The following is a 13,082-nucleotide window of genomic DNA, read 5'->3' as shown; positions in this document are numbered from 1 at the left end:
TACCTGCTCGTGATAAAATTAATTATCAGGAGGAGTAACATATGGAACAAATTTTAGTTAGCGCTTACACTCCCAGTGATCCAACAAAAAGCACAGCAATCAGAGCTCATCGCATTTCTAAAGCCGAGCTGGTGACCAATGTTCTTAAGAAATTAGGAATTTATTGGGGCCTTGCCTTTTTGACCTTTTTTATTCCAGTCTACAATGTGTTCTTCGTACCGTTCTTTTTTCTGATCGGTGTTTATGTGGCCTTAAAGGTTGAAAAAGCTAAGTTTGAAGTTATGCACGGCAAAATTGAATGCCCTCACTGCCATGATCAGATCAAATTAAGAAAAGCGGTGTTAACCGAGGATTTTCAGGTGACTTGCCCTCACTGTGTTACCGTCGTGAAACTTTCCGTGAAGGCCAGCCGTACATCGAATCTAAACCATACTGAATTGTATGGTTCAGAATAAGTTTAGAAAACTTGATGGGTTTTAATATTGCGAGTCGATTTTTGGATTTTATCAATCAGTTGTGACACTGAAAGCTTTGCTTTATCCATCTCAAGATCCACCACCAGATAACCGATTTTTGAATCTGTTGAAAGATACTGCGCTTGAATGTTGGCGCCAGCTTCAGAGATATAACCGTTTAATTCACCCAGTACACCGGGCTCATTCTTATGCACATTCATAATGCGTATCACATTTGTTTTTGCGACTAAATCTACATTGGGAAAATTCACAGCCCCCGCCGTTGTTCCCGTTTGTAAAAACTTACGAAAACTTTCAGCCACTTCAAGACCGATCGCATACTGCGCTTCTTCAGTGCTACCGCCGATATGCGGAGTTAGAATAACGTTTTTTAAATTTTGTAAGTCAGATTTAAAAGATTCTTTATTTGACGCTGGTTCAACCGGGAATACGTCGATCGCACAACCACCTAAGTGATTTTCTTTTAAGGCTAAAACCAGATCATCAATATTCACCACAGTTCCGCGTGAAGCATTGATTAAAAAACTTCCTTTTTTCATTTTAAAAAGTTGGTCTTTTGAAATCATGTTTTTTGTTTCTGGTGTTTCAGGCACATGCAAGCTTACAAAGTCAGCCGCAGCTAAAAGTTCATCCAGTTTATTTTTTGGTTGGGCATTTCCAAGAGGTAATTTTTTAACCACGTCATAGAAAACAACTCTCATCCCCATGGCTTCAGCTAAAATACTTAACTGGCTTCCGATATGGCCGTAGCCGATAATTCCTAAAGTTTTACCGCGCACTTCGCGTGATCCATCAGCAGATTTCACCCACTCACCACGATGTGCCATACTGCTGCGATCACAAAGCTGACGCGAAAGCGCAATCATTTCAGCAACAACTAATTCAGCCACCGAACGCGTGTTACTGTGAGGCGCATTGAACGTCGGAATACCGACTTCAGTCGCTGTGGCTAAATCAACCTGATTCGTGCCGATACAAAAAGCCCCTACTGCCAAAAGATGTGGGTTTTGTTTTAAAATTTTTGCTGTTAATTCGGACTTAGAACGAATGCCTAAGACTTGGTACTGCGGAAGAAGTTTTAAGTACTCTTCTTCTGAGGGAGCATGTTTGATTAAGTCAACAACATATCCTTCAGCTTGCAGCTTTTCTTGAGCAACGGGGTGGATGGATTCAGCAAGTAAAATTTTAATTTTTGACATGCTTTTATTCTAGAATAGAATAAAGCAATGTCTACTGATTTACTTAATTTACTAATCGTTGATGATGATGCGATGCTTGCTAATTCTGTAAAGCTAATGGCACCTGCAGGCTTTAAAGTTTATATCGCTACAAAACCAGAACTCATCCCCGACCATGTGTTTTATCACGCGGCCATGGTGGATATGCATATTCTTTCAAAAGTGGGCGAAACACCTGACGGCCCTTCTGTGATCGCACAGGTTCTGAAAAAAAATCCGCAGACCGAAATCGTTTCAATGTCAGGAGACCTTAACCGTCAGAACATGGAAATGGCTATTAAATCTGGCGCTTCCCGCTTTTTAGCAAAGCCTTTAATTGCAGCCGAAGTGACTATGATTTTAGAAAAAATCTTAGCTTACTGGCAATTACGCCAAGTCGATTACTCAAATCAGAAAAAAACAACTCTTGTTGGAAGTTCTTCCGCAATGGAGCAAGTTCGTAAAACAATTGCCTCGCTTAAAGGTGAACGCAGTTCAGTTCTTATCGAAGGCGACACAGGAACTGGTAAAGATGTTGTTGCACGTCTTTTATCACAACAAGAAGGTGCTAAACCTTTTGTCACGATCAACTGTGCTGGTATTCCTGAAAACTTATTTGAATCTGAATTTTTCGGGCACATCAAAGGTTCATTCACAGGCGCTGACCAAAATAAAGTCGGTCTTTGTGAAGCTGCTAACGGTGGCGATTTATTCTTAGATGAAATCGAAGCTTTACCATTAGGCCAACAGGCCAAACTTTTACGTTTCTTAGAAACAGGCGAAGTTAAAAAAGTGGGCGCTAAAGAAGCTTTCAATGTGGATGTGCGTGTTGTAGCTGCCAGCAACCAACCTTTAAAACAAATGATTACCGAAAAGAAATTTCGCGAAGATTTGTATTTTAGAATTTCAGCCCACAAAATTTCTTTACCTGGGTTAAAAGAACGTAAAGAAGATATTCCTGATGTGGCTAAATACTTTCTTGATAAAGAAAAAGCTAAGCGCAACAAACAATTTGATACTGAAGCCTTTGAAGCTTTACAAGCTTACGATTGGCCAGGAAACATTCGCGAACTAAAACGTGTGTGTGAACAGTTAGTTTTAACATCACCACTGCCGGTTGTGCGCAAAGAAGATGTAAATCATTTACTTTTTAAAACTGAAGCTCCTGAAAGCGGAGAAACGATCAAGCTTGATCAAAGCTTAGAAGAGTTCATCAACGCCCAAGAGAAAAAGTTTATTACCTTATTATTAAAACAGAACAACAATATTGACCAAGCTTGCCAGTCTTTACAGATTTCAAAATCAAGCTTATATAAAAAAATCAAAGATTACGGAATAGTTTATGAGTAGCCCAATTCAGTCAGACTTTACAGCCTGGCAAAGTCCCATTTACCAACAAACAGCTCTTATCGTTATTGGGGTTATCTTTTTAGGCGGCATTGTTAATTTCTTGCTTCGCAAAAAAAATCAGTACTCGATGGTGGCTTGGGCTTCGATTAAAAGCTGGCTGATCTTTGCTCCGATTATGTTTGGTCTTCTTGGCCTTCCCTTCCCGGTTCCTTTTATTGCTTTAACGTTATTTGCGATTGCCGGCGCTAAATCTTATTTTCAGATTATGGGCATGTTTCACCGAAGTCCGTTTGTGTATATCGCCTATGTGGGTATTTTAGGTTTAGCTGCTTGTTCGTATTACGACAATCTTGTGGCTTACAACTCGATGCCAATGGTTGTGCTGGGTATGCTTTGCTTAGTTCCGTTAATTCAACGTGAATCTAAAAATATGATTCAGTACATCTCTCTAGCGCTATTAGGATTTATCTTCTTAGGCTGGTCGTTCATGCACTTAGCCTTACTTTTAAATTACGAAAACGGTATTTACCAATTGATGTACCTGGTTATCCTGACTGAGTTCTGTGACAACACAAACTTAGCGATCAGTGGTTACTTCCGAGGTTCAAAGATTTTTGCAGAAATTTCTCAGCGCCGTACTTTAATGAGTACGTTTGTTTCAATCATTATGACGGTGTTATTAGCTTACGGTATGCGCCACTTACTTCCAGACCGTGGTGAAAAATACTGGTTAGCTTCAGGCCTTGTGGCTTCATTTGGCGGCGTTGTTGGTGATTTAGTGATGGCCGTATTCCGTAAAGATGCGGGTGTAAAAACTGTAGGGCCGTTTGTATTAGGCCGCGGTGATTTTTTACAACGTATGGACCGTTTAATTTTTGTGGCTCCGATTTTTTACTTTGTCATGTTTGCTTTAAAAAGCTTGGAGTAAAGACTAATGCGCGAGTGGAACTACGATAACGATCAATGGACTAAATTACCGGGACATTTAAAACATCTCCCGTTATTTACCCATCACTATGATCTATCCAGCAAAGTAATTCGTTTTATTTGGTTTTTAATTTTAAAAAAATGGTTTTACACCATGTACATTCGCTTAACTGTTAAAGGTGGCGATTTTAATGAGCTGTATGCTAAACATAAAAAATTAATTATCATTTCAAACCACGCATCCCACTTAGATGCGACTTCGATTGCCGCAAGTATTCCGCGTAAACACTGGTTTGATCTTTATATGGCAGCGGCCAAAGATTATTTCTTTAGAAACCCGTTATTTACGTTCTTTTCGGCTCACTGTTTAGGTGCTATTCCGATTGACCGCAAAGACCGTAAAGGGGAAGCGGTAAATTTAATTCTAACACTACTCAAAGAATTAGACCGCATGTGGCTCATTATCTTTCCTGAGGGCACACGTTCAAAAGATGGCAAGCTGCAAGAGTTTAAACGTGGAATTAGTATCTTTGCCGAAAAAACAAAAACACCGATTTTATTTTTATACATTGAAGGTAATCTTAAACTTTGGCCAAAGGGTGCGATCTTCGCAAAGCCTGGTAAATTAACTGTTCATATCGGCCCGGTTCAAGAGCCAACAAATATTGAAATCGTTCAACAAAATTATATTAACTGGGTAAAAACCATTGATCCATCAATTGTACCAGATGACTTAATGGATGATTCTGACGAAACAGCACAGGATAACAGCGAGAAGACCCTGCAGGAATTAACAACCGAAGAGGGAACTGAGAATGAAGGCTAATCACGCAAAAATTCACTTAAACATTGGCGGCTACGAAGTGATTCCGCTTCCGACAGGACTATTTGGTCTTGATGGTGGCGCGATGTTTGGAACTGTACCAAAAGCTCTGTGGGAGAAAACCAATCCTGCCGATGAACAAAACCGTATCGAAATGGAAGCGCGCGCTTTATTATTAAAATCAAAAGACAGAAATGTTTTAATTGATACCGGTAACGGTGGTGATTTTATCGCGAAATACGGCGACAAATTGGGAGCTAAGTTTGCCGAACTTTACGGTGTAGATACTTCTGGCCCTAGTCTTAAAAAATCATTAGAAGCTTATGGTTTAACGTTTTCAGACATTACAGATGTGATCCTGACTCACTTGCATTTTGACCATGCTGGTGGTGCAACAAGCGAAATTGACGGCCAAGTAAAGCCTACTTTTCCGAAGGCTAAGTACTATGTGCAGACTGAAAATTTAAAAACAGCCCAGCACCCTAATATACGCGAAAAAGCCAGTTACTTAGCACCCAACTTTGAACCGCTTTTAGAGGCCGGAAAATTAACGTTAGTTGATGGTTCTAAAAAAGATCTTTTACCGAATATTTCAGTATGGGTTTCTAATGGCCACACAACAGGCCAACAAGTTGTGATCGTTGAAGACGATGCGCAAAAGCTCATTTACTGCGGCGATGTGATCGCCACTTCAACACACGTAAGATCGGCTTGGGTCATGGGCTATGATTTACACCCTCTCCAAGTGATCGAAGAGAAAGCCCAGCTTTTAAAATCTTCATTAGATAAAAAGACTTATTTCTTTTTTGAACATGACCCATACTGTGACGTAGCTACTGTCGAGCCCGATAAGGCCGACTTTAAAGTAAAGGAACGTTTCTGGCTGGAATAAAATCAATTCTTAGCAATATCAAAACTTTCTTGCGAAAGCTGACAGACGAGTTTGCTGAAATTCGTTTTGCAGCAGCCAGCCTTTCTTACTCGACCCTATTTGCAGTGATTCCCTTCTTAGTGGTTATCTTAGCGGTCTTCCAATCTGTCGGTGAATTAGAAAAAATTTACCCGCAAGTTGAAGGTTTACTTATGTCGTATTTAAAAGAAGCGACCGGTAATACCGTCACACAATACCTAAAAACTTCGGTAACAAAAATCCAATCTAAAACCTTAGGTTACACAGGGGTTATTTTTCTTATTTTTACAACCGTTGGCTTATTTAGAAATATCGACACGGCTTTTCATCACTTGTGGCGCATTAAGCCACGCAAACCATTTATCCAACGCATGTGGCTTCACTCAATTGTACTGATCAGCTTACCTGCACTCCTTGCGGGATTTATCGGTCTACGCTCGGTCAAGATCATTGAAAAATTAGGCAACACCATTCACCAGCAATTCTTATTCGGTTTAGTGATCGGCTTTGCGTTATGGATTTTATACGCAGTTATTCCCGATACGAAAGTTTCAAAACGCGCCAGCCTCATTTGCGCCTGTCTTGCCGCTTTCGGAATTTCGTTAGTGCAAAGTTCGTTTTTATGGATTTCTTTAAAAGTTTTTAGACAAAATAAAATCTACGGTTCGTTAGCGTCGTTTCCAATTTTTATGCTTTGGTTATTAGTGGTGTGGTGTATCGTGCTTTCAGGCGCATCACTGTGCGCCTTCTTGCAACAAAAGTATTTTCGTAAGGCCTTATAAGTCAAATTCTACAACTTCAGATTTGTGAAAAATCTTTTTATCCATCACTTGGAATAATTGCTTGTGTACATTCGTATTCGCATTCTGGGCTGTACTTTGTTTTTCATAACAAGCTGGAAACTCAGTAATTGCACTTCTGATTTGTGCATAAGAAGGATTTGGAAAGTATTTTTTTCTTTTTCTATCCCAGCGCATAGGGCGCAACACATCCCAGTGACTGCCTTGATCGAATAAATTACCTGCGCCCATTTCTTTATTAATGATGCTCACCGCACAAGTGATACTTCCTTCAGGGGTACGGCTATCATAGTTTCTGCACTCTGGACCGTAAGAACCTTCTTTGCCTGAGTGTAACTGAAAGAATCCTCTGGCTGTTCCGTTAGGGCCACGCGCAGTTTCATTGTTGTTACAGGTACTTTCTTCAAAGGCCATTGAAGTTAAAATAATTAAAAAAACGTTCGCCTTACTGCCCTCATCCATCACTGGATAATTTGGACAAAGTGAAACTAGATCGGTATCACCTTTTTTGATATTTACGTTTTGGCTTTTCATGACTTCGTTCACAATTTTTTCGCCGTACTGGCCAATCTGACCATCTTGCACAAACTCAGTACAAGCGTTCTGCCAGCCCTCTGAAGAACTCATTCTATCTAAGTGAGCTCCGGTTTCAGCAATCGTCGCCACCGGTTGTGGAGCCAGTGAGGGGTTCGCATTACAACCCACACAGTCTTGAACAGCTTGTGCTTCTGTTTCAGCGCCTTGGATTTTAATTTCTAGATTAGGATCTGCTTCGACAACATTAACTTGGAACTCTTGAGCATTGGCGACAAGCGCCGCAATAATTAAACTCAGAAATAAAATGTGCTTCATATCATTTCCCCCACCCAGAGAAGATATAAAGCGAAACTTGTGCCGTCTTAAATTTGTTTATTCGTGTCTGATTGTGGCGACTTGATACGGGTGTAAGCGTTATGCATACATGTGTCAGGCCATTTTACACCCTCGGCCCGACACTGTCTCAAAATGGGATTACTTTTTAGCTTTGATAGGCACAGTCACTTTAACTTTGACTTCGTCTTGTACGCCAGCGCCCTTAAAATTAATATTCGTTACTTTAAACTTACTTAAAATCACAGGAAATTCTGCCACGATGTTATTGCCATCTTTTGTGTAGGTTCCCTTAACGATTTGCTCTTCACCGTTCATTTTAACTTTAGCGACACCTTTGCCACCTTTACCGATAGCTTGCATGATTTCGATATTGGGGTGTTTATCAGCGTGAAAGTACTCTTTCGTATGTTTGTTACGAACGCTCATGCCGGTATCAACTTTTGACCATGGAATAGTAAAAGCATCGGCTTTAAAACCATCACCGTCAGCATAAGCAAAACCATCGATATCTTTAAATTCTGCGGTGAAATCACCTACAGGATTTACGACCACCGACGCTTCAACTTGGCCCGCGTGCGCTTTCATTGTAAAGGCAAGGACAACGGCTGTTGTTAATACGCTTAGTTTAATAGTTGTATATTTTTTTGTATTCATAATAGTTTACCTCTGTTGCTTTTTTCACTTGAATCACTGCTGATCCTATTTTTTTTGTTTTATAAGTTGTGTAAGTTTCACTGATGCGTGTGTCACCGGCCGCAAGCTGTCCTGTTTTTTGAACGCCAATGGCAGCACCACTCGTATCATACAGATTGATTTTCCAGTCGATAGCTACTTCTGAACCATCTGACGGTGTGGCAAAACCTAAAATATCGTAAGACTGATAAGTCGCATCTGAAGTTGATGGCAACACCTGAACTTCGAAATAGATCGGAGTCGCTTTTTCATAGCGATATTCGAAATAGTCCATAGTTTCTGTAACCAGAGAATCTTCAAAGGCGAATTCTTTTTTTGCGCAGTTTTGAAATTGAAATAGAAGTAAGCCCATCAATCCTAACAGAGGGACAATTTTTTTTGTGCTATTTTTTAATTTAACCATATATCCCCCTTTCTTAATCTAAGTTATTTAGATAATCGCTGATTGATTTAACTTGCGCATCAGTCAGCTTAATTGATTTCATACTGCCAATGTTGGTGATCGCACTTTTGATCTGTGATACTGATTTGTTGGCTTTATCGTGTGCAGCCTGATGGCACTTCATACAGTAAGTCGCAAATAAATCGCGACCGGCTTTGTATTTATCAGGATCTTCAGTGACAGGTTGTAACACTGTCGCTGACTCAGAAATTTTCGTAACGGTAATGTCATCGTAAACGATACGCATCATCGAGCCACTTGAGTCTTTAAAGTAAACATCAACAGATAACGGACCGTCTTTTGTACATTTAACCAAAAAGTTAGAACTGATCTTGGGGTCAATCATGCCCTGGCAATTTTCTTTAGAGCTTGTGATGTCCATGCTAACGATCGGCATAGATTGACCACCGTCATCCTGCAAACGAAACGGCATTGTCACAAATGTCGTAAGACTATCATTGCGAAATAGCGGCACAACTTCTTGTGCCGCAGCCATTGAACTTATAAAGAAAACTAAAGCCCCCCAAAGTTTCATCATAGAGCCTGCCAGTGACTTGATACACAGGTCGTTGAAATCGCCATCTTCCAACCATCATGGCTAGCGGGTTCACCCACTAAAACTTGCAAACTGTTTACAAGTGATGCGTCTGGATCTGGTTTTCCGCGGTAAAATAAGCGAAATAGTTTCAACACGTTGGCTGAACTATTTGCCGGAATCGCGACACTTGGACTTTCTTTAATCTGGGCCACGGCGTAAGCATAAGTTTTTGCGTTACCAATCATTTGTTGGCAAACATCATTCACTAAAGCTTGTTGTAACACGTTAGCAACTGGATTTACCGGAGCCGCTAAGTTGTTCGCTGTTTCTGAGTTGGCGCAACTTTCAGCTTCTGAATCCATTTTAAATCCGTTACGAGCCGATTTAAAATTTTCATAAATTGAACAAGGACCACCAAATACCGCACGCTCAGCACGTAATTGATTTAGAGCTGTCACCATGGCGGCATCCGGGCCGAAGATATCAATGAATAGTGAATAAATCATTGAGCGGTCTAATAAAGATTTTGAAATCTCCATCGCCACTTTTTCTTCTGTCGGTATTTCTTTACCATGATCGTTGTCTTTGTGGATCTGTTCAATGGTTCCCGCATTGTTCATTGAATCGAAAACTGAGTCCTCTTTTTGTGGCGCACAGTTTTGGAAATGAACCATCACAAATAAAGAAACGATCACTAATGAAATTCGAGCATACATTGACTTAAACATTTTTCGCCTCTCCTTTAGTGCCTGTAAAAGCTTCCCATTGAGAACCGTTGTTTTGCAGAATGTATTCACCATTGTTCGAAACGTTTCTAAGACCTAACATACCGCAGATCGTTTTACATACGTCATTTAAGCGTAATGGATAATCGTTACCCGCGATTGGGTGAGGCGCTGCCATACCCCAGTGGCCTTTATAAGTCGAAGATTCATCTTGTTTTACATTTCCTAGAACAAGTGTTTTCTTAATCATTCCTGAAATTAACAGAACTGAACAACCTTTGAAACCATGGTCTGAACCAGAACCATCGGCTTTTGCAGTACGGTTAAATTCAGCACCGAATTGGATGATCGTTTTATCAAACAGACCTTTTTCTTTTAACGTTAACACTAACTCTTCTGTGCAATTGATCATCGCACGGTACATGAAAGTTGTGGCAATCGTAGAAACTAATGTTCCGATAAAATGTTGGTCATTAGCTAAATTAAATTTACCACCGGCATTACTAAAAATTAAATTTGAGATCGCTCCTAAGTCAGCCGTCACAACTTGCGTTAAACCCATCGTAATTAAAATTTCAACTGTAGCAAAAGTAGCTGCTAAGTTAGAAACTGTTGTTTGATCATTCACGATATTACGATAGTCAGAAAGATCACCCATAAATGTACCGTCAGCACGACGTGTACGCATATCTGGGTTACCGTTCTTCATCGGTGGAGGCGTAATTGGCTTAGTGTCCATAAAAGCTGATGTGTTAGTTAACGACATCGCTTCTCTGACTTTCAATAAATACTTATCATAAGTTGGTTGCCATTTATCTGTAAAAGTCTTAACACCCTGTTGAACTAAAGCATCAGATCTTTCTTTTGATTCAGTTAAACTTTTTTGAATAAAGTTATTCTTATCGGCATATCTATCAAACTCTGATAACGCTTGGCTAACCGCTAAGTTTTCTACAGGAGCTTTACCCGAGAAATAGCGCATCGTCGAAGAGATCGGATTTGTCGTCGTATTCACCGTATAATTAAGACCAACCGGCGACATCGGCTTAGTCGCTTTAAAAGCACTCGTGACACTTCCTGAAGAAGCCGCTGGAAAGGCATTAAAAGTTTTCTCAGCTAATAAGCCCGCAATCGAATAACCACCAATAATTGGTGATTGATTACGTAAACGTCCTAAATCGTGATTGTTAATTTCAAAATCCACACCACGAATAAAAGCGGCATTCGCTAAACAGTTCGTAAAGCTTCCGCCAGATGGATTCGAACCCCACACTGGAGGTAACCAGTATCCGCTCTTAGGATCGCGCCATGGTTTATAAGTCGCTTGTGGGTCACCCGTACCGGCCATGCCAACATGCGTGGCAACACCTGAGTGAGAGAAAGCATCAGTGTATTTTGTAGTGTTACCATTAGGGGTTAATGGTAAATCGAAAAACCAACGTGGAGGTCCACCTGGCAAAGCAAAGAAAATATAGATCTTATCTGATCCGCTTGTATTTGTAGTACCCGCTGCAAAAACCTGCGAAGAAAGTGTTTGCACAATAAAGTTAGACATCACTGGTGAAATACCCACCAAGCCTAAACTTTTTGTAGCGTTTTCTAAAAACTTTCTGCGACTTTGTCCGTTCCCCATTTATTTCCCCCTGTTATTTATTTAATCGCCAACCCCTTATTCTCTAACCGCTCCCCAGCGGTCGCCGCTTATCACGGCGGAGAATATTGGCGATAAACAAAGGCCTCTGTGTTGAAGATTTCTTTAATCATTTGAGTCATGTTTTGAGATTTTTTAAGATTTGCTGCAAGTGTGAAAACTCTTGCGCGGTGAAATTTAGCTTCTTTCGTATTGCTCGCTTCAGGAACATTACGCTCAGCTAAGTTCACGTCATAACCGGTAAAGAAGTTATAGTAACGTTTAGCTATACAACGATAGAAGTCGTCGCTTTTTGACAACTCAAGACCTAACTGGCTCGAACCTTCAACCGGAATTTTAAATAATTTATTCGTATGATCACGATAGTTCAATGCACCCATTGGCTTTTGTAAAGCAAAGTGACCTGAACCTGCAACGGCAGGAAGACGTGTGATACCAAGAACCGGAGTTCCCTTAGCACGTTGTTCGGGCGTTAAGTTTGTGTTGTCGTGATTTACCGCCGTTCTGTATGGCGCATAATTTCTTAATGAATAAGCCATCGGATCTAAAGATGTATGGCACGCCATACATGAAGCATTGATTCTAAAACCGTGTGGAGAATTCGGAATCACATCGTTCACCACGTCAGCTTCAGTTAATGTTGGCATTTGATGACATAATAAATCTTCAAAAACACGACTTGAAAGACGACGTGCAACGACATCATCTTTATCGTTATTGGCACCCGGAGCAATTTGACCAATACCTAAATTTGTGTTTTTCATGTAAAAAGCTTGTGAACCTAAAATACCGCCACCTAAGTGTTCGAATAAGTTCACATCTTTACTTTTAGCCGCAATCGCCATTGAAATTTGGCTGCGGATAGTTGCTGATACGTTGCCTTGACTATTAATGATCACGGTTGGAACGATCAATGGCTTAGCTTCTTCAACACCATATAGCTTTCCGAATGGCACTAGATCTTCATCTTTTACTATAATTGAAGAAAGAGACGCCGTTGGTCCAAACGACATAACAAAACCATTTTGAGCTGCGAAATCAGCTTCGTTAACAATGCTCATTGGTTTTGACTTCCAACGAGATGTTGCCGCTTTATCTGGCGCTTCTCTTAAGCCACGTAATGTTTTCGTAGCTGTGAACACCGTCGAAACAGGAATGCTGCTTCCGAATAAAGCGCGCGTAAAATATAATGAAGCTTCGTCATTATCTTTAATCGCATAAGTTGAAATATCGATTCCCAGTGATGAGAAAAGAAACGCTTTTTTCTGAAACCATGTATTGTGAAAATTATGAAAGTTAGCGATTAACTTTTTATTCTCTTGCTCTGTTAAAGCTGGATAAGTCGTGTATTTAGCTGCACGCTTTTTACCGTTATCCAAGAATTCAGATTGATCAAGCAATACAGCACAGGCCGCGGGACCTGAAAGCTTTTTCGCGTAGATCGCATCGGTTAAGGATTTACCTAAACTTGCTGTTCTAGGCACAACCGTTTTAAACAACTTAAAGTAACAACGATTGAATACTTCAACGTCAGTTAACTTACTCGCTGCTTGAGTGGATTGTGCAAACGTTACAACAATAGCCAATAAAGAAATAAACATTGTCTGTTTACAACGCATAGTTATCGTTCCCCCAGCTCTAAGTTTAAGGGGGTCTT

Annotated in this window: 14 protein-coding genes; 6 read left to right on the top strand and 8 right to left on the bottom strand. The window is 40.4% G+C overall.

Translation table 11 applies throughout. The annotated features are described in order from the left end of the window. Positions 1-41 precede the first annotated feature (41 nt). Complete coding sequence (locus ACKWCF_RS04795; RefSeq protein ID WP_409479563.1) at positions 42-455, top strand: hypothetical protein; 414 nt, start codon at positions 42-44, stop codon at positions 453-455. 2 nt (positions 456-457) lie between these two features. Here ACKWCF_RS04795 and serA read toward each other — a convergent pair whose 3' ends face one another. Further along, positions 458-1,675 (bottom strand): phosphoglycerate dehydrogenase, encoded by a 1,218-nt coding sequence (gene serA, locus ACKWCF_RS04790; RefSeq protein WP_409479562.1) that lies wholly within the window; start codon positions 1,673-1,675, stop codon positions 458-460. A gap of 27 nt (positions 1,676-1,702) precedes the next feature. Between serA and ACKWCF_RS04785 the strand changes: the two genes are divergently transcribed. From ACKWCF_RS04785 to ACKWCF_RS04765, 5 genes are read left to right on the top strand one after another with little or no spacing between them, the layout of a single operon-like run. Further along, the gene (locus ACKWCF_RS04785; RefSeq protein WP_409479561.1) at positions 1,703-3,043 is read left to right on the top strand and encodes a sigma-54-dependent transcriptional regulator; all 1,341 of its coding nucleotides are present in this window, start codon (positions 1,703-1,705) and stop codon (positions 3,041-3,043) included. Further along, positions 3,036-3,971, top strand: coding sequence for a phosphatidate cytidylyltransferase (locus tag ACKWCF_RS04780; protein ID WP_409479560.1), 936 nt, complete (start codon positions 3,036-3,038; stop codon positions 3,969-3,971). Before ACKWCF_RS04785 ends, ACKWCF_RS04780 begins: the two co-directional genes overlap by 8 nt. 6 nt (positions 3,972-3,977) lie before the next feature. Continuing rightward, positions 3,978-4,796, top strand: coding sequence for a lysophospholipid acyltransferase family protein (locus ACKWCF_RS04775; protein ID WP_409479559.1), 819 nt, complete (start codon positions 3,978-3,980; stop codon positions 4,794-4,796). Further along, the gene (locus tag ACKWCF_RS04770) at positions 4,786-5,685 is read left to right on the top strand and encodes an MBL fold metallo-hydrolase (protein ID WP_409479558.1); all 900 of its coding nucleotides are present in this window, start codon (positions 4,786-4,788) and stop codon (positions 5,683-5,685) included. Before ACKWCF_RS04775 ends, ACKWCF_RS04770 begins: the two co-directional genes overlap by 11 nt. A 29-nt stretch (positions 5,686-5,714) precedes the next feature. Beyond that, positions 5,715-6,485: a YihY/virulence factor BrkB family protein gene (locus ACKWCF_RS04765; protein ID WP_409479557.1), complete on the top strand. Its 771-nt coding sequence runs from the start codon at positions 5,715-5,717 to the stop codon at positions 6,483-6,485. On the opposite strand, the gene ACKWCF_RS04760 is transcribed toward ACKWCF_RS04765, so the two are convergent. From ACKWCF_RS04760 to ACKWCF_RS04730, 7 genes are all read right to left on the bottom strand, one after another. Next, on the bottom strand, positions 6,480-7,355 hold the full coding sequence (locus ACKWCF_RS04760) for a hypothetical protein (RefSeq protein WP_409479556.1): 876 nt from the start codon (positions 7,353-7,355) through the stop codon (positions 6,480-6,482). The genes ACKWCF_RS04765 and ACKWCF_RS04760 overlap by 6 nt on opposite strands. 159 nt (positions 7,356-7,514) lie before the next feature. After that, positions 7,515-8,030: a YceI family protein gene (locus ACKWCF_RS04755; protein ID WP_409479555.1), complete on the bottom strand. Its 516-nt coding sequence runs from the start codon at positions 8,028-8,030 to the stop codon at positions 7,515-7,517. After that, the gene (locus tag ACKWCF_RS04750) at positions 8,002-8,472 is read right to left on the bottom strand and encodes a hypothetical protein (protein WP_409479554.1); all 471 of its coding nucleotides are present in this window, start codon (positions 8,470-8,472) and stop codon (positions 8,002-8,004) included. The genes ACKWCF_RS04755 and ACKWCF_RS04750 overlap by 29 nt, the downstream gene beginning before the upstream one ends. A gap of 13 nt (positions 8,473-8,485) precedes the next feature. Next, entirely contained in the window at positions 8,486-9,049 is a 564-nt protein-coding gene (locus tag ACKWCF_RS04745; RefSeq protein ID WP_409479553.1) for a c-type cytochrome, read from the bottom strand. Beyond that, entirely contained in the window at positions 9,046-9,777 is a 732-nt protein-coding gene (locus ACKWCF_RS04740) for a hypothetical protein (protein ID WP_409479552.1), read from the bottom strand. The genes ACKWCF_RS04745 and ACKWCF_RS04740 overlap by 4 nt, the downstream gene beginning before the upstream one ends. Next, complete coding sequence (locus tag ACKWCF_RS04735; protein ID WP_409479551.1) at positions 9,770-11,407, bottom strand: DUF1501 domain-containing protein; 1,638 nt, start codon at positions 11,405-11,407, stop codon at positions 9,770-9,772. The genes ACKWCF_RS04740 and ACKWCF_RS04735 overlap by 8 nt, the downstream gene beginning before the upstream one ends. Positions 11,408-11,478: 71 nt before the next feature. Next, the gene (locus ACKWCF_RS04730) at positions 11,479-13,044 is read right to left on the bottom strand and encodes a hypothetical protein (RefSeq protein WP_409479550.1); all 1,566 of its coding nucleotides are present in this window, start codon (positions 13,042-13,044) and stop codon (positions 11,479-11,481) included. Positions 13,045-13,082: the final 38 nt, after the last annotated feature.

The sequence above is a fragment of the Pseudobdellovibrio sp. HCB154 genome, assembly GCF_046267985.1.
Taxonomy (GTDB): domain Bacteria; phylum Bdellovibrionota; class Bdellovibrionia; order Bdellovibrionales; family Bdellovibrionaceae; genus Pseudobdellovibrio.
This window is presented reverse-complemented; position numbering and strand designations above follow the sequence as displayed.

Coding starts and splice junctions, on each gene's coding strand:
- ACKWCF_RS04795 (WP_409479563.1), top strand. CDS start 42: ATGGAACAAATTTTAGTTAGCGCTTACACTCCCAGTGATCCAACAAAA.
- serA (WP_409479562.1), bottom strand. CDS start 1,675: ATGTCAAAAATTAAAATTTTACTTGCTGAATCCATCCACCCCGTTGCT.
- ACKWCF_RS04785 (WP_409479561.1), top strand. CDS start 1,703: ATGTCTACTGATTTACTTAATTTACTAATCGTTGATGATGATGCGATG.
- ACKWCF_RS04780 (WP_409479560.1), top strand. CDS start 3,036: ATGAGTAGCCCAATTCAGTCAGACTTTACAGCCTGGCAAAGTCCCATT.
- ACKWCF_RS04775 (WP_409479559.1), top strand. CDS start 3,978: ATGCGCGAGTGGAACTACGATAACGATCAATGGACTAAATTACCGGGA.
- ACKWCF_RS04770 (WP_409479558.1), top strand. CDS start 4,786: ATGAAGGCTAATCACGCAAAAATTCACTTAAACATTGGCGGCTACGAA.
- ACKWCF_RS04760 (WP_409479556.1), bottom strand. CDS start 7,355: ATGAAGCACATTTTATTTCTGAGTTTAATTATTGCGGCGCTTGTCGCC.
- ACKWCF_RS04755 (WP_409479555.1), bottom strand. CDS start 8,030: ATGAATACAAAAAAATATACAACTATTAAACTAAGCGTATTAACAACA.
- ACKWCF_RS04750 (WP_409479554.1), bottom strand. CDS start 8,472: ATGGTTAAATTAAAAAATAGCACAAAAAAAATTGTCCCTCTGTTAGGA.
- ACKWCF_RS04745 (WP_409479553.1), bottom strand. CDS start 9,049: ATGATGAAACTTTGGGGGGCTTTAGTTTTCTTTATAAGTTCAATGGCT.
- ACKWCF_RS04740 (WP_409479552.1), bottom strand. CDS start 9,777: ATGTTTAAGTCAATGTATGCTCGAATTTCATTAGTGATCGTTTCTTTA.
- ACKWCF_RS04735 (WP_409479551.1), bottom strand. CDS start 11,407: ATGGGGAACGGACAAAGTCGCAGAAAGTTTTTAGAAAACGCTACAAAA.
- ACKWCF_RS04730 (WP_409479550.1), bottom strand. CDS start 13,044: ATGCGTTGTAAACAGACAATGTTTATTTCTTTATTGGCTATTGTTGTA.